We start from the raw sequence: 18,083 nt of genomic DNA, 5'->3' as shown, positions 1-18,083 counted from the left end.
AAGAATTATGCGAATTTTATCTAATGTTAATCTGACAGGACTATTGATAGTCCTCCTCGCCGCTATCTTCTTTTGTTTTCATAACGTCATTGTCCGGATTTTATATTCCCAGCAAAATATTTTGGGAATTTGGCAAGTTGGGGGTTTTGTAACCCCTACCCTGAGCCACTCTTTTCTTCTCCTACTATTAAGAATGCTTTGGGTAGTGCCCGTCATGGCCTTAATTTCCCAACGTCTTTATGGCAATACCTGGCGGGAAATTAATCAACTAAAACAACCAGTTAATCGTCCGGTAATTTGGGAGGCCATGGGTTGTGGATTTTTAATGTTTCTCTACCTAGTCTTACTCTACATTTCCATTAGCTTTATTCCCACTGGTATCGCCATCACTCTATTTTTTACTTACCCAATCTTTACTGCATTATTAGCATGGCGGTTATTTAACGATGTTCCCAGTTTATTGCGTTGGTTAGTGATTGGTTTAACTTTAATCGGCACATTTTTAACCATTCCCTATGCCTACGGTGGCGAGCAACAAACTTTAGTTTTGGGCGTTAGCACAGGCATTGCTTCGGGCATTGTCTATGCAGGCTATACGGTATTTGCCCAAAGGAGCTTTCAAAGACTCCATCCCGTTCCCTTCACCTGGATCAGTTTTGCCACCACGTTAATTCTGTCCATTCTTTGTCTAATCATTTGGCAACCCGATGAAGGTAATTTACCCTGGCTTGCCATCACCATTGGTTCCTTGTTGTCCGCTTTATTTACTTTGGCGGGCCATGTGCTCAATAACTGGGGTATCCATTTAATCGGTGCCAGTCGAGCGGCTATTATTGGGGCAACCAATCCCGCTTTGACGGTGGTACTAGCAGGATTAGCTATTCAAGAAAGCCTCACCAATATCCAAATTTTCGGGGTATGCCTGGTTACGTTTAGCATTGCCTTGCTCAACTACGAAAAAGTTAGTCCCAGTACGGGAAAAAATTCCCTAAAGTAGCAAAAAAAAAGAGCAGGAGCCACTACTCCTACCCTAATTTTTTCTGGTGTTTTTACCGTTCGATCGCCAAAACTAGAATGAAAATTTAAACCCCAAAGGATTTACCACAACCACAGGTTTGATTAGCATTAGGATTGGTAAACTGGAACCCTCCACCAATGAGGGCATTGCTGTAGTCCAGCATTAAACCATAGAGATATAGCAAACTTTTCCGGTCGCAGATAATCTGAAAACCTTCATAGTCAAACACTTCATCATGTTCCGTTGCCCGGTTCGGTTCTTCAAAGTCCATCATGTAGGACATGCCAGAACAGCCCCCTTGACGTACCCCCACCCGTAAACAAAGATCTTTGCCCTGTTGTTCTTTCAGGGCCAGGAGGTGTTTGAGGGCCGCATCGGAAAGTTGGATGCCTTTGGCTTGGGTGGCGGTGGCTTGGCTCATGGTTAGGCTTGAACTCCTATGCAAAAGTTAGAGGAAAATTAAAAGTAAATTCAACAGCTTTAGTTTCCATCTTAGCGACAACGGGGGAGGCTGTGGGCGGAAATTCCCTATGGCAACAATTGGGTCTTGGCTAAACTTCTTCTTTTGTCGTCAACGAATGAGGGATTAGCCATGGAACTTTGCCATTGTCTTTGTCAACGGGGCACCGGGGTCTGCTCTAGAATGGCGGTGATCACTTCATCAATGCTAATGCCATCAAGCTGGGCTTCCGGCCTTAGAATTAAACGGTGGCGCAATAACGGCGGAGCAACGGTTTTGAGATTATCCGGCAGTAAATATTCCTGGCCATTAAGCCAAGCATCGGCCTTTGCGGCTTGCAACCAACGGAGGGAGGCCCTAGGGGAAGCTCCAATCAGAATATTGGGATGATAGCGGGTTTTTTCCACCAGGGCCAAGAGATAATCCAATAGTTTTTCATCCACCGCAATATCTTCCACTGATCGCCGGCTGGCCAAAATATCCTCTACGGTGGCAATGGCAGTTAACTGCTCCAGGGCCTGCCGTTGGCCGTGGAAACCCTGCTGAAAATTGACCAACATCTGTTTCGCTGCTGCCTGGGGAGGATAGTCCACCACCAACTTAAATAAAAAGCGGTCTAGTTGGGCTTCCGGCAAGGGATAGGTACCTTCAAACTCCAAGGGGTTTTGGGTGGCCACCACCCAGAATAAAGGCGGCAAGGCATGGGTCTGACCATCAAGGGTCACCTGTTGCTCTTCCATCGCTTCCAGCAGGGCGGACTGGGTTTTGGGAGGAGTGCGGTTAATTTCATCCGCCAGCAAAATTTCCGTAAATACAGGGCCCTGTTTGAGGCTAAAGGCTTGCTGGTTGAAGTCAAATACATTTACCCCCACCATATCGGAGGGCAACATATCTGGGGTCAGTTGTACCCGTCTAAATTGGGATTGAATTGACTGGGCTAGAAGTTTCACCAACAGAGTTTTGCCCGTACCTGGCACCCCCTCAATGATCACATGGCCACCAGCCAACAAGGCCACCAGTAATTCTTGGATGAGATGGGGTTGACCCACCAAAAATGTTTCCAAATGGCCACGGAGTTCGTTAAACAGAGGACGGGTCATAGGATTTGGCTAGGGAAAGAAAAATCGAAAAATTGATGACAATGGTACTTTTAGCTGGTTTTATTGGCAAAGGCCCTAAATTAATGCCTAAAAACACCGAAATAAACGCAAAACATTAACTCAATCAGCCCCAATAATGGGTAGTCACTCCACCGCATTGGGTTTGAGGCCATTGCCCAACAGGTTTTAGCTAGAGGGGGGCAGTTGGGCTTGCAGTTGTTGCCATTGTTTTAACCATACCCGTAAGTCACGCTCATTTTTGGGTAATTTGTCTGGGTGGCTAAGGTTGGTCAGCAAGCCCGCCATTGCCTCCTTGGCCTGGGCTGCGGGTAGGTTGCCTAATCGTCTCTCTAGGGAGGGACTTTCTGCTTGGAGCAACTGTTGCACCACAAATTGGGGGCGATCGCCTTTTTCCAAGACCTGGGCGAGGGCATTGATATAGGCTTGGTTATTGTTACTGGCCAGGCTAGGGGGAGTTTGGGGTTGGCCAAAACGCCGATTCCCAAAAATAGCTAGGAGTGTCACCACCACTAAGGATTGCAGAAAAATGAGTAGTAGGGGAGTGTTTTGCAGATAGGCCCACACCGATTCCACCCCTTCCTGCTGGAGAGTTTCTGCATCTTTATAGCCGTGTAAATATTCATCCACCCACAGGGGATTATGGCCTTCAGTTAGCAAAGATTGGAGCAGGGCAAAGTTAGCCGGTTCATCCTGAAAAGCATTAGCCGCCAAAAAGGGAGGTACTACCCAGATAATTTCTCCTTTGCCTTGCCGTTGCCGCCAAATTAAGGTGCCGTATTTGTCCGCTAATATTTTGCCTTCCTGCTGCGGCGATCGCCGTCTTCCCTGAATGCGTATGGGGCCCTGGTCTGTTACTAAGGTTTGGGTAAAGGGAGCATCGGTTAATTCCGCCCATCGTCCCAGGTAAACCAAACGATTACCCTGGGCTAACCATTCAGATTCGCTGGGGTTAATACTGCCACCGTCATCATAGGGAGAAAAGTTGAGGATGGACCTAGGGTTAATTTTCAGCAAAGTTGCCGGACTAGAGAGGGTCGTTAACTTGTCTCCGGGTTTGCGCCATCGTTGCACCGGAGTTCCAGCTTTTTCCATCCATTGCCACCAAGCCCCATAGCCCCCTGGAGTAGTACTATAGGTGGACCCTTGCAGATGGTCGGCCTGGCCCGGCCCAGTCCATAGCAGCGCCGCCACCGCCACCACGGCGATCGCCAGAAGAATAACCAGATTACGGCGGGATTTAAACAACATTGGCAACGGCGGATCAAGACCCACAAATCACGACATCAGAGCGTAAAACCTAGTTACTGAGGACAAAACGGTGGCCGAGGGAATTATCCACCATAGCTGGCAAAAAAATGTGGAAATTACTACCTTGTTTGGGGCGACTGTGGACAGTAATTTTGCCGCTCCAACGTTCCACTAGGCGATGGACAATGGTCAAACCAAGCCCCGCTCCCTGGGTTGCCGAGGACGTATTTTGACCCCGGAAAAAACAATCAAATAAATGGGGAATGTCCGCCATGGCAATGCCACAACCATTATCATTCACCACAATTTCCACCTGAAATCCCTGATGATAGGCTTTAATTTGTACCCGCCCCCCAGGGTCAGTGAATTGCAGAGCATTTTCCAGCAATCTTTGCAGTATGGTCTGCAAATCCGTCCGAGAACAGGCCACCGGAGGACAGTTTTCCACCACAGTGGAATTTAAGGTGATTGATTTTTCAGCGGCAATGGGTTGGTAAATACCGATTACACTCCTAATGCAATCGGCAATGGGCACCGATTCCGGGGAGGGGGCAGTGGCGTCAATTTCCAACAAGTCCTGCAAGCCAGTGATCAAATCTGTTTGGCGATTGCAGTTTTGCCTAATTAAGTCTAAATATCGCTGGCGGAGTTCCTTTTTTTGTTGAAAAGATTCAAGCAATTGTAAAGCTGTTTTCGCATTGGTCAGGGGAATACCCAATTCTCGAATTAAACTAATTCCGAAGGAGTTGGCGATCGCCGTGTAATTTGACGGCTTAGGATCATCGGCCGTACTTTTTCTAAGGGGTGGTCCCATCCCTTGCACCAATTGGTTAACCAAATCTAAATCAGCGCTGGGGGGGAGTTCTTCCGTTGCGAACAAATCCACTGGTAAATCGTCCGCCACCACCAATAATTGCTTTAGTTGACTCAAAAAATGTCCAATCAACCGGGGGGAGAAGCTTTGCAAAATATTTACCACTTTGGGATTTTCTGGGGATTCATTCAGCAAAATTAACAGGCTGATGTCCGAACTGAGAAAACAAAAAAAACTTTCCCCCTGCCAATGGGTATCAACTTCCAAAAGCAATGGACTAATGGTTGTTTTTAGGTTCAGTCCCAATCCCGCCACCGGCCCCGGTTCCCCCCCGGAACGACACCAATATAAATGGCTCAATAACCCCGTTTGACTATAGTCGGCGATCGCTTTTTGCCAGGGGGATTGCCCGTTAAACTTAGCCCAAACACGGCACTGAATCTCGTTATCCGCCAAAATCAGACAAATACTTTTAAACCAACTAAGTGCCGCCCCCGTTCCCAAAGTGTGCAGGGCATGGGGGGCCTGCCCCTGAACAAATCTGAACATGGATGGTGATCGCTCCAATTTTTTGTGGCCTTGGGAAAACCTAACCTAATTATGGCCACTGGGGGAATTTTTAAATCGGTTTTGGGCTTCTTGGAAAGCATTTCTCATCACCGCTTGGATCTTTTGGGGATCTGGTTTTTTCCCCCCCATCAAATCGCCAAAATAGACGCAGGCTCCCTCCCCCAAAGACCAGGTATAGGCTGCCGCCCAGGATGCCGCCACCACGGAACCAAATCCCGGCACAAATTTGATCAGTTCTCGCCCCACTGCTTGTGCCAAAAATCCCCCCGCAATGGCACTGACCACTCCCCCTGCCTGAGAAGGGGTTAACACTTGGCCATACAGTTTGCCCAGCAGTCCCACCAAGGAAACTTGGAGCGCCGTCAACACTGGCATCGTTGCAAAGGGGAGAGGCACTGCAGCCAGAGTTCCTGCCATGACAGAAAAGGCCAAAATATATCGGCGGGCCACATCCCGGTAAATATTGCCCAGTCGCTTACCTGTTTCCCCATCCAACAGTTGATGGAGGGTTTGGGCTTCCGCTTTAGGTAATCTCTCCGCCAGGTGATCGCGCAGGGTCGTTAGACCATAGAACTCAGGGTTATAGCCATCTTCTTCCCTGGTAAAATCCACCATCACGGCTCCGTCAACCCAGGGAGCAAAATTGCTGGTAATGGCGGCAAAGGCCCGTTCTATTTCTGGTTGGTCGGGGGGATAAGGCGGATGGTCATCCCTTGGGTGGGGATAAATTTCATGGAGACAGGTCACCACCAACAGGCAGGGAATTTGCGGATAGGCAGTTTTTAAATTCTGAATAATTTGCTGGAGAGTGTCGGTGGCAAAATCGGTAATTTTGACGGTGAGCAGTAAAATTTTCGCCGCTGGATTAACTTCCCCCGGGGCCGCCAACTCCACCTTGAGCTCCTCGATTAGGGATTGGGTGTCGTGGCCCAAATCTCCTAAGCCAACGGTGTCGGTGAAAATTAATAGGGGAAGTTCGGGGGAAGGATAGGCATAGCGGGCCGTATTTTGGGTATGGGGCTGGAAACCCTGGCCGACAATGGCGGCGGAGGCCCCAGTTAATCCCCGCACCAGGGAGCTTTTCCCGGATTGGGGTTTACCGATCAGTAGGGCTTCCGTGGTGGGTAATTCCCGGCGCAATTGGGTCAAGATGTCGGCAATTTCGGCTTCATTCACCCAGAGGCGGTCCAGAAGCTTTTTTTTCCAATATTCCAGGGGAAGGAGATTTTGGAAATGCTGACGAGTACCTTGCCACCAGGTATGGATTGGCCAAGTTTGCTCTGATTGTTCGGACGGAGCTAGGGAGGGATTGGGATGGGTAATAATTTCCTGGTTAATTTCGTCTGGATTTTTGGCTTCGTTGACCTCGGGCTGGGGAGAATTGGGGGGAAGAACCATAGCCGCTGGGAAAAAACGCTAGACGGGATAGGGGCAACTGGTAGGCCTTGGATAATGATCAGAATCAGCCACCTGGGTGATCTTGGCAATTTTCTTTGGCGATCGCCAGGGGGATTGCCGCCCTTGCCGGGGGTCTAGGCAAAAAACAAAAAACTAAGAATCCGTTGCGACAGCGTGATATGATCGCTTCTGGCTTAGGGTAGGTGGTCCTTGATTACCAAGGAAGACCGTTGCCCAAACTCCATTTCTCACCTTGCTAGTAGTCAGAGTGTGACACCGCCAACTCCATCGTCCGAGGGTCAAAATTTTCCTAGTGCCCCTGCCCCGAAGCTTATGGAAGCGGAAACGGTAGTGGATAACGGAATGGCTGACTTTTACCGGTTGCAACGGCAGTTGTTGACCTGGACCCTGGTAGCTACGGCGATAATTTTTGTCTGTGTTGTCTGGGTCTATTCCCTCAATATAGCTTTAAATTATTTGCTCGGAGCACTGGTGGGGTTGATATATCTCAAGCTATTGGCAAAAGATGTGGAAAGGATCGGAGCCCAGTCTGGGCGGGCTGGGGTGAAAGGCTTAGCAGTTTTTGTTGGGCTGATCATCATTGCCACCCAAAGGGAAAACCTCGAGGTTTTGCCTATTTTTCTGGGATTCCTAACCTATAAAGCTGCGATCATTTTCTATATGCTGCAAAGCGTGTTTACGCCCACAGCGGATTAGACGATGAGAGGTTGAAGAAAGGTCTGGGCTATGGACTGGCTTGGCCCCAGGATAGTACCTCCTAGTTTATGCAAGGGAGCCTCTCCTGGTTGCTTAGGTTTGTTGAGGGCCAACAGCTTTCCTCTTTACCCCGTCAATCTCACCGAATAACAATGTTAGCTGGTTTGAGTGTTTTAAATTTGTTTCCTCTAGCTGCCCTGGAAGTGGGTCAGCAGTGGTATTGGGAAATTGGGAACCTCAAATTACACGGGCAAACATTTGCAACCTCTTGGTTTGTCATTTTATTGCTGGTAATTGCTTCCCTCGCGGCTACGCGAAATGTGCAACGGGTTCCCAGCGGCATCCAAAACCTCATGGAATACGTGTTGGAGTTCCTCCGGGATCTGGCGCGGAACCAATTGGGGGAAAAGGAATACCGTCCTTGGTTACCGTTTATCGGCACATTGTTTCTGTTTATTTTTGTATCTAACTGGTCCGGGGCCCTATTGCCTTGGAAGCTAATTCACATCCCCGACGGAGCGGAATTGGCGGCCCCCACCAATGATATCAATACAACTGTTGCCCTGGCGTTGCTTACCTCCTTGGCCTACTTCTATGCAGGTCTCCGTAAGAAGGGGTTGGGCTATTTCGCCAACTATGTGCAACCCATTCCCGTCCTCTTACCCATCAAGATTTTAGAAGACTTCACGAAGCCCCTTTCCCTGAGCTTCCGTTTATTTGGTAACATCCTTGCGGACGAGTTGGTGGTGGCAGTGCTTGTACTGCTGGTCCCTTTACTTGTACCTTTACCCCTGATGGCATTGGGTTTGTTCACCAGTGCGATCCAGGCCTTGGTGTTTGCCACTTTAGCCGGAGCCTATATCCATGAGGCGATCGAGTCTGAAGGTGAAGAGCATTAGCCCTCTGATGTAAGATATTTGCGGCCATGGTGGTTTGACCCCTTGCGGTTGATCTCTCCTAGCCGATGCTTACCTTGACCAATGCTCACCCCAGGAGTTGCCCTTTTCCCAGAGATGTTTTGAATCTGGCGAAAGTTCACTCCAAAAATCCTAAACTTTACTGTCGTTTTGTTAGCTAAAAGGAAAAAAATTATGGATTCTACCGTTGCTGCTGCTTCTGTCATTGCCGCTGCCCTTGCTGTTGGTTTAGGGGCGATCGGCCCTGGTATTGGTCAAGGTAATGCCTCTGGTCAAGCCGTTTCTGGTATTGCTCGCCAGCCTGAAGCTGAAGGAAAAATTCGGGGTACCTTGCTGTTGACCCTGGCTTTTATGGAATCCTTAACAATTTACGGTCTGGTTATTGCCCTCGTATTGTTGTTCGCCAACCCCTTTGCGTAAGGACGGATTCGTAACCCGAGACGTGAGTTGATCGCGTCTCCTCCCCCCGCCAATCCGCTATGCGTTGGGTTTGTGGGGATTATTCCGCTAATCCCTGACCTAGTTTTTGTAAAACAATGTTTGATTTTGATGCCACCCTGCCCCTGATGGCATTGCAGTTCGTGGTTCTCGCGTTCCTGCTCAATGCTATTTTCTACAAGCCAATGAATAAGGTTTTGGATGAGCGGGCTGATTACATTCGCACCAATGAAGAGGATGCCCGGGAGCGGTTAGCCAAGGCCAAGGCGATTACCCAGGAGTATGAGCAACAGATTACCGATGCCCGTCGGCAGTCACAAGCTGTGATCGCTGATGCCCAAGCTGAAGCTAGGCGTTTGGCGGCGGAAAAGATTGCGGAGGCCCAACGGGAATCCCAACGGCAAAAGGAAACGGCGGCGCAGGAAATTGAGGCCCAACGGCAGTCTGCTCTGAGTTCTTTAGAACAGGAGGTGGCGGCCCTGAGTAATCAGATTTTGCACAAATTGTTAGGCCCTGAATTGATTAAATAAGTGCCCTATAGACCTAGTTGCCATTATGCTTAATACCTTGTTCATCCTAGCGGCCGAAGCCCATGAGTCGGGGGAAGGGGGGTTTGGAATCAATTTAGATTTTCTGGAAGCCAACCTCTTTAACCTGGCCATTTTGCTGGGAATTATTATTTACTATGCGCCGAAAACCTTGGGTAAAATCCTTGGCGATCGCCGCCAAAAAATTGCTGATTCCATTGAAGAAGCGGAAACTCGCCAACGTAAATCTGCTCAGATTTTAGCGGAGGAAGAGAAAAAGCTAGCCCAAGCCAAAGCCGAAGCGGCCCGCATTGTCCAAGAAGCTGGGCAACGGGCAGAGGTGGCTAAACAAGAAATTGCGACCCAGACGGAAGCGGATCTGCGACGGATGCAGGAAACAGCGGCCCAGGATTTGGGAGCTGAGCAGGAACGGGTGATAGCTGAACTCAAGCGTCGTATTGCCGAACAGGCTGTGGCCAAGGCTGAAGCTGACCTGCGCGATCGCCTGAATGAAGACACCCAGGATCGGTTAATCGAACGCAGTATTGCCCAATTGGGAGGTCGCTAATGAAAGGTTCCTTATACAGTAGTAAGATTGCTGAACCCTACGCCCAGGCGTTGATGGGATTGGCCCAACAGCAGAATTTGACTGAAGTTTTCGGGGACAACTTGCGCTCTCTGTTGACCCTGCTCCAAGATTCTCCCGATCTGTCGGCGGTGCTTTCTAGCCCCGTAGTCAAGGACGAAGATAAAAAATCCGTTCTCCGCTCCGTGCTGGGGGACGGGGGCAATGGCTATCTTCTCAACTTCTTAATGTTGTTGGTGGATAAACGCCGGATTGTTTTCCTCGAAGCCATTTGTGAGCAGTACCTCGCCCTGTTGCGGCAGTTCACCAATACGGTCTTGGCAGAAGTCACCTCCGCCCTCAAACTCACCGATGCCCAAAAGGATCAGGTGAAGGAAAAAGTTAAGCAACTCACCGGGGCCCAGGCGGTGGAACTAGAAACCAACGTAGACGGCGACATCCTCGGTGGCATTGTCATCAAAGTGGGTTCCCAGGTGTTTGATTCCAGTTTACGGGGTCAACTCCGCCGGGTTGGTCTGAGTCTCGGGGCCACCCTCTAGCAGTTAATTTTCGTCGCCCAGCGACGCTTTATATTCACTTTTTCAACGGAAAATTAAGACTATGGTAAGCATTAGACCCGACGAGATTAGCAGTATTATCCGCCAGCAAATCGAGTCCTACGATCAGAGTGTGCAAGTGTCCAATGTGGGCACTGTGCTCCAAGTAGGGGATGGCACGGCGCGGATTTACGGCCTGGAGCAGGTAATGTCCCAGGAACTGCTGGAGTTTGAAGATGGCACCATTGGTATCGCCCTAAACCTAGAAGAAGATAACGTCGGTGCGGTATTGATGGGGGACGGCTTCGGTATCCAAGAAGGCAGTACCGTTAAAACCACTGGTCAGATTGCCCAAATTCCCATTGGTGATGCCATGATCGGTCGGGTGGTGGATTCCCTCGGTCGTCCCATTGACGGCAAAGGCCCCATCACTTCCACCGCCACTCGTCTGTTGGAATCTCCTGCCCCTGGGATTATTGAGCGGAAATCCGTTTGTGAACCCATGCAAACTGGTATTACCGCCATCGACGCGATGATTCCCATTGGTCGGGGTCAGCGGGAGTTGATCATTGGGGACCGTAAGACCGGTAAAACGGCGATCGCCATTGACACCATCATTAACCAGAAGTCCGAAGACGTAATTTGTGTTTACGTGGCGATCGGTCAAAAAGCTTCCACCGTCGCTCAAATCATTGACACCCTGACGGAAAAAGGTGCCATGGCCTACACCATCGTAGTGGCCGCCAACGCGAACGATCCCGCCACCCTGCAATATTTGGCCCCCTACACGGGTGCCACCTTGGCGGAACACTTTATGTATCAAGGCAAGAGCACCTTGGTAATCTATGACGATTTGTCCAAGCAAGCCCAGGCTTACCGTCAGATGTCCCTGTTGATGCGTCGTCCCCCCGGTCGGGAAGCTTACCCCGGTGATGTGTTCTACATCCACTCCCGTTTGTTGGAGCGGGCCGCCAAATTGAGTGATGCCCTCGGCGGTGGTAGCATGACCGCCCTACCGGTGATTGAAACCCAGGCTGGAGACGTATCTGCCTACATTCCCACCAACGTAATTTCCATTACCGATGGTCAAATTTTCCTTTCCACTGACCTTTTCAACGCTGGCTTCCGTCCTGCTATTAACGCTGGTATTTCAGTGAGCCGGGTTGGTTCCGCCGCCCAAACCAAAGCCATGAAAAAAGTGGCTGGTAAATTGAAACTGGAACTAGCTCAGTTTGCTGAGTTGGAAGCCTTCTCCCAGTTTGCCTCTGATTTGGATGCCGCCACCCAAGCCCAATTAGCCCGGGGTCAACGGTTACGTCAATTGTTGAAGCAACCAGAAAATTCCCCCTTGTCCGTGTGGGAACAGGTGGCCATTAGCTATGCCGGTTTAAATGGTTACATCGACACCATTCCTGTGGACAAAGTGACTGAATTTGCCCAGGGTCTGCGGGATTACCTCAAGGCCAACAAAGCCAAGTACGTAGAAATTATCAATAGCTCCAAAGCTTTGACCGACGAAGCAGAAACTTTGTTGAAAGAAGGGATCAAAGAATTCACCCAAGGTTTTGCCGCCTAATCAATGCCCAAGTCGGTGAGTTGGGGAAAGGGCTAGGGCTAAGCTCGACTTTTCCCCGCCCCTGGTTTTAGGGACTCATATTTAGGCTCCAGAACATTAAAAAAGATAAATTTAACGGGTGTAACGTCCTATGCCTAACCTTAAAGCGATTCGTGACCGGATTCAGTCGGTCAAAAATACAAAAAAAATTACTGAAGCGATGCGCCTGGTGGCGGCCGCTAAGGTGCGCCGGGCCCAAGAACAGGTGCTTTCTACCCGTCCCTTTGCCGATGCTTTAGCCCAGGTCCTTTATAACCTACAAAATCGTCTTTCCTTTGCGGAAACCGAATTACCTTTGTTTGAACAGCGGGAACCTAAAGCGGTAGCCCTTCTGGTGGTCACCGGCGATCGGGGTTTGTGCGGTGGTTATAACGTCAACGCAATTAAGCGGGCTGAGCAACGGGCCAAGGAATTAAAAAACCAAGGCATTGCCGTCAAGCTGGTACTGGTGGGCAGTAAAGCCAAGCAATATTTTGGCCGGCGGGACTATGATGTAGCCGCCAGCTATGCCAATTTGGAGCAAATTCCCAACGCATCCGAAGCGGCTCAGATTGCCGATTCCCTAGTGGCTCTATTCGTATCTGAAACGGTGGATCGGGTGGAATTAATTTACACTCGGTTTGTCTCCCTAATTAGCTCCCAACCTGTAGTTCAAACCCTGTTTCCCCTCTCTCCCCAGGGACTGGAAGCCCCCGATGATGAAATTTTCCGCCTGATTACCAGGGGTGGCAAATTCCAAGTGGAACGGGAAAAAGTGGAAGCTCCGGTGGAAAGTTTTCCTCAAGATATGATTTTTGAACAGGATCCAGTGCAAATTCTGGAAGCGCTGTTGCCCCTGTACAACACCAACCAGTTATTGCGGGCTTTGCAGGAATCCGCCGCCAGTGAGTTGGCGGCTCGAATGACAGCCATGAGTAATGCCAGTGACAACGCTGGACAGTTGATCGGGACTTTGACCCTGTCCTATAACAAAGCCCGGCAGGCGGCCATTACCCAAGAATTGTTGGAAGTGGTAGCAGGGGCTAATTCCCTCTAACCCATTTAGTGATCTTTTCATTGCACTCCTGCTTAAACTAGCGGGAGTTTTTTATTTCAGGGCCTTCATGCCCCTCTAACGCTTCGGACATACTGATATTAAGATTCAGGTGACAATTCTTTGTTGAGATTTGACCAAGCGCCGATCGCCTGTTGGTGAATCAACTGCCAGGGTTGGCCGGTGGCTTTAGCAAGGGCGGCACAGTCGGCAAATTCTGGGTGGGCATTGAGAATAATTTTTTTACCGGCTTGATAACCGTAGGCTACTTTTATGCGGATGGGACCATGGGAAATAACTACGGTTTGCCATTCCCGCTCTAGGGCGTAGCGTTGTTGTTGGCGCACCCGCACACCAAGGCTAGTGGTTTCCCGGAACAGTAAATTGAGGCAGTGATTTTGATTTTCTGGCGCACAGAGGACAGTGAGTAAAATGCCAGGGCGGGATTTTTTCATGGCGATCGCCTGGGTAAAAACATCGATCGCCCCTTGGTGTAGCAAACTTTCCAGCAGATAACCCACTGCCTGGGGTTGGATGTCATCCAATTGGGTTTCTAGTACAGTGATGGTTTCCAGTTGACCAAAGGGAGCTTCCGAAGATAGGGGGTGATTGTGGGGCGTAATTTCTGTTCCGATCCAGAGCCGGAGAATATTGGCCAATGGGAAGTCTTTACTCCCTGCGCCCAGCCCGACTTTGTGCAGATTCAATGGGGGTTTAGGGCCAAATTGGCTAGCTAGGGTAACGGTGATCGCCGCTCCGGTGGGAGTAACCAATTCCCCCGTCAAACCATTGTCGTAAACTGGTACTTGGCGAGTTTGCCAAAGTTTTAATACCGCCGGGACTGGAACCGGTAAATCCCCATGGGCGGCCCGCACCGTACCACTGCCCGTGGGCAAAGCAGACCAGTAACATTGATCGATCCCTAGATAATCCAGCCCCAAACAGGTACCCACAATGTCCACAATGGCATCGGTGGCCCCTACTTCATGGAAATGTACTGCCTCTGGCTCAATGCCGTGGACTTCCCCTTCGGCGATCGCCAGTTGATGGAAAATGGCCAAACTCCAGCGACTGACCCGAGCAGGTAAATTAGCCTGTTTGATTAACTGTTCTATTTCTGGTAGATGACGCATTCCATGGTGACCAGGGCCGTGGGAGTGGTGGTCATTAAGGAGTTTTACTTCTACCTTGGTGGCGGCCTGACCTTGTTTTTGCACCAGACCCGCCGTCAAGCGATATTGATCTGTTAAACCCAACGGAGCCAGTTTCTCCATCAGGTATTCTAGGGGAACCCCCGCCGACACCAAAGCCCCCAGGCACATATCACCAGAAATCCCTGTGGGACAGTCAAAATAAGCAATCAAACCCATAAAAAATGGCCACCTTTTATAATCTTCACCCCGAAACCCCCCAACAACGCACTGTGGAAATGATTTGCAAAAGTCTCCGCCAGGGGGCAATTATGCTTTACCCCACCGACACGGTCTATGCCATCGGTTGTGACCTCAACGATAAAAATGCCGTTCAACGGGTTAGACAACTGAAGCAACTCTCCAATAATAAACCGTTAACGTTTTTGTGTTCGTCCCTGTCTAACATTGCGGAATATGCAGTGGTGGCGGACGATGCCTATCGACTCATGCGTAAGTTAATACCTGGACCCTATACTTTTCTTCTTCCGGCCACCAAGCAAGTGCCCAAGCTAGTGGTGGAGCCGAAGCGAAAAACCACCGGCATAAGGGTGCCCGATCGCCCTATTTGCCAAGAAATTCTGCAAAGCTTGGGCAATCCGATCATCTCCACCTCTGCCCATTTGCCGGATCAAGATGAGTTTGTTATGACGGAAAAGGCGAAACTGTTTGACCTATTTGACAAATTGGTGGACATCATCATTGACGATGACCGGGAGCCGGGCTATCAAACTTCCAGCATTATTGATTTCACCGACAAAGAACCCAAAGTGGTGCGGGAAGGGCTGGGTTGGGAAACCCTGCGAGATTTGTTTTAGTGCGGAATTTGATTAAAGTTGACTGGGCTCCAATAACCCTATGCCAAGGTCTTTGGCCGGCGGCAGCCCCAGGCTATGGCGATGTTGGCGCAACACACTAATAGCCCGCTGATACTGCGGATCAATCTCCGTGGCCATTAATTCTGGGTCGTTACGAAACTGTAGCTTGGTATCGTTGGAAATATCCAAATGAATGTCGGGACTGATGCCTTTACGGTTAATGTCGGTGCCACTGGGGGGATAGTAACGAGCAATGGTAACCGCCAAACCGGAGCCGTCGGACAAAGTGTTAACCGATTGCACCGTACCTTTCCCATAGGTAGCAGTACCCACCACCGTGGCCCTTCCCTGTTCTTTCAATGCCCCGGCCAGAATTTCACTGGCACTGGCGGACCGCTCATTAACCAACACCACTAAGGGTAAATCCGTGAGACTTCTGCCGTTGGCTGAAAAATGGCGATCGCCTCCCCGCCGGTCAATAGTACTGACGATCTCCCCCCGGTTGAGCCACAGACGGGCAATGTCAATGCTGGAAAGTAACAAGCCCCCTGGGTTACCCCGTAGGTCTAGCACATAGCCGCTAATGCGACTTTTATTGAGTTCCGTAATGGCCTTTTCCATCTGCTCAGCGGAATGGGAGCTAAATTCATCCAGGCGGATGTAGCCCACCCGTAATTCCCCTTCTTCCTTGACGTTATAGGTCACAGAATCAATTTCGATATTTTCTCGTTTGAGGGTGACACTGAAAACACCGCTTTTGGGGCGGGAAAGTTGCAGGCTCAATTCGGTGCCAATCTCCCCTTGAATTGCCTCTGTGGCTTGCTCCAAGGACATCAAAGCCGCCGGTTGGCCATTGATGCGCACAATGCGATCGCCAGGGCGAATGCCTGCTTTCAAAGCCGGGGTGCCCCGCATCACATCCACCACCACCAAATCACTACTACGTTTATCCATCAACACCCGGATTCCTACCCCGGAAGCTTCCCCTGATGTTTGACTGCTGAGGATGGCAAATTCCTCCGGAGACAGAAAACGGGTATAGGGGTCATTCAAATCCTTCAATATGCGCCCAATTTGTCGGTAAGCCTCAGCATTATCCTGGTAATTGCGCCCTAATAATTCCTGGCGTTTAGATAACCAGTTGGAATGGTTAAAGTCCTTATCGACAAACTGCTGATTGACTAACTGCCATACCTCATCCACCACTGCCTTGGGACTATTTTCCAACAGCGTAACGTTATCGGATACACCACTATCTTTGTCCTTGGGAGTCGCCAATGGAGGAGTATCGGGGTTGATCACGTTGGGAGCGCTGAGGGCTGGTCTGAGGGCAGTGCCCAAACCCAGAGCGAAGACTAAAGCGGCAACCAAAGGACGAAGACGAAGCAAATGGGGACTCATGGAAGGCAGGGTAGGTCAAAGGGAGGAAGACAAATAGTCAAGTCCGATGCAATGGGCCACTGGCATGGCGGAGGGCAAAATTCCTTCCCAAAAACGGACGACTAAACCATTTAAGCCCAATCCTAGCAAGAAAAATCTAGTTCGTGGGCAAGATGGAGCCACCAAAAAAGGCATCTTCCATTCACTGGCCTCAATGGGCTCCGCCGATATTAACCCAAGCCATAGAGCCCTCTCGATAGATTAAGTTGACTGATTAATTAAAGCTTTATTTATAAGAAAAACTAATTTTTTTATTTAGATATTGACATTTTACAGAATCCAGTATCCACAGCACCATAGAAGTCAGCAGCGAACTTGCTTGAAAAACCACAAAGTTTTCTATGGTTACCCTAATTGATTCTCCAACATCTGCTGCTGTCCAGCCCCGCTTAACAATCCAAACCGCGGACATTGCAGCCCACACCACAGCGATTCGTTGCCTTGACTGGGATCGGGATCGCTTTGATATTGAGTTTGAGTTACGCCATGGCACAACCTACAACTCATTTTTAATCCGAGGGGAAAAAACGGCCCTCATCGATACTTCCCATCGCAAGTTTGAAGCCGTATACTTACAACAGTTGCAGGATTTAATTGATCTCAGAAGTCTCGACTATTTGATCGTCAATCATACAGAACCAGACCATAGTGGACTGATTCCAGACCTCTTGGAACTGGCGCCCCAGGTGACGGTGGTGGGCTCCAAAGTAGCGATCCAATTCCTGGAAAAGCTTGTACACAGACCTTTTGAGTCACAGATCGTCAAAAGTGGCCACAGCCTGGATTTGGGCCAGGGCCATGGGTTGCAATTTATTTCAGCACCAAACTTACATTGGCCCGACACAGTTTTGACCTATGACTCAGGTACCCAGGTGCTCTATACCTGCGACGTTTTTGGCATGCACTATTGCGATGATTCCCTTTTCGATGAAACGCCAGAACGACTCGAACCTGATTTCCAATATTATTACAACTGCTTGATGGGCCCCAATGCCCGCTCGGTGTTGATGGCATTAAAACGCATTGCACCGCTGCAGGTTGGTCTAGTGGCAACGGGTCATGGGCCGCTATTGCAACATCACATTTCCCATTGGCTTGGACAGTACGATGCCTGGAGTCAAAACCAGGTCAAAGCTGAAACCTTTGTGGCCCTATTTTATGTGGATGGCTATGGAGTGAGCGATCGCCTGGTGCAGACCATTGCCGATGGCATCAGTAAAACCGGTGTGGCCATTGAACTAGTCGATCTAAGTGTGGCGGATACCCACGAGGTCCGTACCCTGGCCCAATGTGCGGCGGGCTTGGTGCTTGGTATGCCTCCCCAATCTTCCACTTCAACAGCCCTAGACCCTTTATTGAGCACCATTTTAGCTGCAGTACATCCTAAACAAGTGATTGGTCTGTTTGAAGCCGGGGGGGGCAGGATGAACCCATTTATCCTCTCCGCAATCGTTTCCAGGAATTAGGTTTGCAAGAAGCCTTTGAGCCGATTTTGCTCAAGACCGAACCAACGGCCGCCACGGATCAGCTTTGCCGTGAAGCGGGTACCGATCTGGGCCAGTACTGAGGTGGCCCCCAAAAACTGGACAGGGGAGAAAGCTCTAAACTAAAAACCCTAACCAAGGAGAGTTTATGAG

General features: G+C 49.8%; 17 protein-coding genes and 1 pseudogene. 11 read left to right on the top strand and 7 right to left on the bottom strand.

The window, feature by feature from the left end; genetic code table 11:
- Nucleotides 1–7: 7 nt before the first annotated feature.
- A complete protein-coding gene (locus tag BWK47_RS00870; RefSeq protein ID WP_162327206.1) occupies nt 8–997 on the top strand; it encodes a DMT family transporter in 990 nt (329 codons plus the stop codon).
- Between the two features lie 85 nt (nt 998–1,082).
- Here the strand turns inward: BWK47_RS00870 and BWK47_RS00865 are convergent, their stop codons facing one another.
- From BWK47_RS00865 to BWK47_RS00845, 5 genes are all read right to left on the bottom strand, one after another.
- Nucleotides 1,083–1,439, bottom strand: coding sequence for an iron-sulfur cluster assembly accessory protein (locus BWK47_RS00865; RefSeq protein WP_010871376.1), 357 nt, complete (start codon nt 1,437–1,439; stop codon nt 1,083–1,085).
- A gap of 194 nt (nt 1,440–1,633) precedes the next feature.
- Nucleotides 1,634–2,578: an AAA family ATPase gene (locus BWK47_RS00860; protein WP_162327205.1), complete on the bottom strand. Its 945-nt coding sequence runs from the start codon at nt 2,576–2,578 to the stop codon at nt 1,634–1,636.
- Between the two features lie 186 nt (nt 2,579–2,764).
- A complete protein-coding gene (locus BWK47_RS00855; RefSeq protein WP_237269728.1) occupies nt 2,765–3,847 on the bottom strand; it encodes a DUF4350 domain-containing protein in 1,083 nt (360 codons plus the stop codon).
- A gap of 49 nt (nt 3,848–3,896) precedes the next feature.
- Nucleotides 3,897–5,210, bottom strand: a complete 1,314-nt coding sequence (locus BWK47_RS00850; protein WP_162327203.1) for a sensor histidine kinase — start codon at nt 5,208–5,210, stop codon at nt 3,897–3,899.
- A 45-nt stretch (nt 5,211–5,255) separates the two neighbouring features.
- A complete protein-coding gene (locus tag BWK47_RS00845; protein ID WP_237269727.1) occupies nt 5,256–6,629 on the bottom strand; it encodes a YcjF family protein in 1,374 nt (457 codons plus the stop codon).
- Between the two features lie 210 nt (nt 6,630–6,839).
- On the opposite strand from BWK47_RS00845, the gene BWK47_RS00840 reads away from it, so the two are divergent.
- From BWK47_RS00840 to BWK47_RS00805, 8 genes are all read left to right on the top strand, one after another.
- Complete coding sequence (locus BWK47_RS00840) at nt 6,840–7,346, top strand: ATP synthase subunit I (RefSeq protein ID WP_237269726.1); 507 nt, start codon at nt 6,840–6,842, stop codon at nt 7,344–7,346.
- A 68-nt stretch (nt 7,347–7,414) separates the two neighbouring features.
- Nucleotides 7,415–8,245 carry a F0F1 ATP synthase subunit A gene (gene atpB, locus BWK47_RS00835; protein WP_010871370.1) on the top strand — a complete coding sequence of 277 codons (831 nt, stop codon included), beginning with the start codon at nt 7,415–7,417 and terminating at the stop codon, nt 8,243–8,245.
- 192 nt (nt 8,246–8,437) lie between these two features.
- Nucleotides 8,438–8,683 carry an ATP synthase F0 subunit C gene (gene atpE / locus BWK47_RS00830; RefSeq protein WP_010871369.1) on the top strand — a complete coding sequence of 82 codons (246 nt, stop codon included), beginning with the start codon at nt 8,438–8,440 and terminating at the stop codon, nt 8,681–8,683.
- 116 nt (nt 8,684–8,799) lie between these two features.
- Entirely contained in the window at nt 8,800–9,231 is a 432-nt protein-coding gene (locus BWK47_RS00825; protein ID WP_010871368.1) for a F0F1 ATP synthase subunit B', read from the top strand.
- Nucleotides 9,232–9,256: 25 nt separating this feature from the next.
- Complete coding sequence (locus BWK47_RS00820) at nt 9,257–9,796, top strand: F0F1 ATP synthase subunit B (protein ID WP_162327202.1); 540 nt, start codon at nt 9,257–9,259, stop codon at nt 9,794–9,796.
- Nucleotides 9,796–10,353, top strand: coding sequence for an ATP synthase F1 subunit delta (atpH, locus tag BWK47_RS00815; RefSeq protein WP_162327201.1), 558 nt, complete (start codon nt 9,796–9,798; stop codon nt 10,351–10,353). The genes BWK47_RS00820 and atpH overlap by 1 nt, the downstream gene beginning before the upstream one ends.
- 61 nt (nt 10,354–10,414) lie before the next feature.
- Nucleotides 10,415–11,926, top strand: coding sequence for a F0F1 ATP synthase subunit alpha (gene atpA, locus BWK47_RS00810; RefSeq protein WP_162327200.1), 1,512 nt, complete (start codon nt 10,415–10,417; stop codon nt 11,924–11,926).
- 130 nt (nt 11,927–12,056) lie between these two features.
- A complete protein-coding gene (locus BWK47_RS00805) occupies nt 12,057–13,001 on the top strand; it encodes a F0F1 ATP synthase subunit gamma (protein WP_010871364.1) in 945 nt (314 codons plus the stop codon).
- Nucleotides 13,002–13,099: 98 nt separating this feature from the next.
- Here BWK47_RS00805 and larC read toward each other — a convergent pair whose 3' ends face one another.
- Nucleotides 13,100–14,368: a nickel pincer cofactor biosynthesis protein LarC gene (gene larC, locus BWK47_RS00800; protein WP_162327199.1), complete on the bottom strand. Its 1,269-nt coding sequence runs from the start codon at nt 14,366–14,368 to the stop codon at nt 13,100–13,102.
- Nucleotides 14,369–14,373: 5 nt separating this feature from the next.
- Here larC and BWK47_RS00795 point away from each other — a divergent pair, with 5 nt between their 5' ends.
- On the top strand, nt 14,374–15,006 hold the full coding sequence (locus tag BWK47_RS00795) for an L-threonylcarbamoyladenylate synthase (RefSeq protein ID WP_162327198.1): 633 nt from the start codon (nt 14,374–14,376) through the stop codon (nt 15,004–15,006).
- Nucleotides 15,007–15,018: 12 nt separating this feature from the next.
- On the opposite strand, the gene ctpB is transcribed toward BWK47_RS00795, so the two are convergent.
- Nucleotides 15,019–16,407, bottom strand: coding sequence for a carboxyl-terminal processing protease CtpB (gene ctpB, locus BWK47_RS00790; RefSeq protein WP_162327197.1), 1,389 nt, complete (start codon nt 16,405–16,407; stop codon nt 15,019–15,021).
- A gap of 380 nt (nt 16,408–16,787) precedes the next feature.
- On the opposite strand from ctpB, the pseudogene BWK47_RS00785 reads away from it, so the two are divergent.
- Nucleotides 16,788–18,010 (top strand): annotated as a pseudogene (locus BWK47_RS00785) (FprA family A-type flavoprotein); the annotation flags it as partial.
- Nucleotides 18,011–18,083 lie beyond the last annotated feature (73 nt).

The sequence above is a fragment of the Synechocystis sp. CACIAM 05 genome, from assembly GCF_010222815.1.
Classification (GTDB): domain Bacteria; phylum Cyanobacteriota; class Cyanobacteriia; order Cyanobacteriales; family Microcystaceae; genus Synechocystis.
The sequence above is the reverse complement of the archived record's forward strand: the minus strand, read 5'-3'. Positions and strand labels throughout refer to the sequence as shown.

What these genes read in the sequence shown, in the direction of transcription:
- BWK47_RS00870 (WP_162327206.1), top strand. Translation starts at nt 8, where the DNA reads ATGCGAATTTTATCTAATGTTAATCTGACAGGACTATTGATAGTCCTC.
- BWK47_RS00865 (WP_010871376.1), bottom strand. Translation starts at nt 1,439, where the DNA reads ATGAGCCAAGCCACCGCCACCCAAGCCAAAGGCATCCAACTTTCCGAT.
- BWK47_RS00860 (WP_162327205.1), bottom strand. Translation starts at nt 2,578, where the DNA reads ATGACCCGTCCTCTGTTTAACGAACTCCGTGGCCATTTGGAAACATTT.
- BWK47_RS00855 (WP_237269728.1), bottom strand. Translation starts at nt 3,847, where the DNA reads ATGTTGTTTAAATCCCGCCGTAATCTGGTTATTCTTCTGGCGATCGCC.
- BWK47_RS00850 (WP_162327203.1), bottom strand. Translation starts at nt 5,210, where the DNA reads ATGTTCAGATTTGTTCAGGGGCAGGCCCCCCATGCCCTGCACACTTTG.
- BWK47_RS00845 (WP_237269727.1), bottom strand. Translation starts at nt 6,629, where the DNA reads ATGGTTCTTCCCCCCAATTCTCCCCAGCCCGAGGTCAACGAAGCCAAA.
- atpB (WP_010871370.1), top strand. Translation starts at nt 7,415, where the DNA reads ATGCAAGGGAGCCTCTCCTGGTTGCTTAGGTTTGTTGAGGGCCAACAG.
- atpE (WP_010871369.1), top strand. Translation starts at nt 8,438, where the DNA reads ATGGATTCTACCGTTGCTGCTGCTTCTGTCATTGCCGCTGCCCTTGCT.
- BWK47_RS00825 (WP_010871368.1), top strand. Translation starts at nt 8,800, where the DNA reads ATGTTTGATTTTGATGCCACCCTGCCCCTGATGGCATTGCAGTTCGTG.
- BWK47_RS00820 (WP_162327202.1), top strand. Translation starts at nt 9,257, where the DNA reads ATGCTTAATACCTTGTTCATCCTAGCGGCCGAAGCCCATGAGTCGGGG.
- atpH (WP_162327201.1), top strand. Translation starts at nt 9,796, where the DNA reads ATGAAAGGTTCCTTATACAGTAGTAAGATTGCTGAACCCTACGCCCAG.
- atpA (WP_162327200.1), top strand. Translation starts at nt 10,415, where the DNA reads ATGGTAAGCATTAGACCCGACGAGATTAGCAGTATTATCCGCCAGCAA.
- BWK47_RS00805 (WP_010871364.1), top strand. Translation starts at nt 12,057, where the DNA reads ATGCCTAACCTTAAAGCGATTCGTGACCGGATTCAGTCGGTCAAAAAT.
- larC (WP_162327199.1), bottom strand. Translation starts at nt 14,368, where the DNA reads ATGGGTTTGATTGCTTATTTTGACTGTCCCACAGGGATTTCTGGTGAT.
- BWK47_RS00795 (WP_162327198.1), top strand. Translation starts at nt 14,374, where the DNA reads ATGGCCACCTTTTATAATCTTCACCCCGAAACCCCCCAACAACGCACT.
- ctpB (WP_162327197.1), bottom strand. Translation starts at nt 16,407, where the DNA reads ATGAGTCCCCATTTGCTTCGTCTTCGTCCTTTGGTTGCCGCTTTAGTC.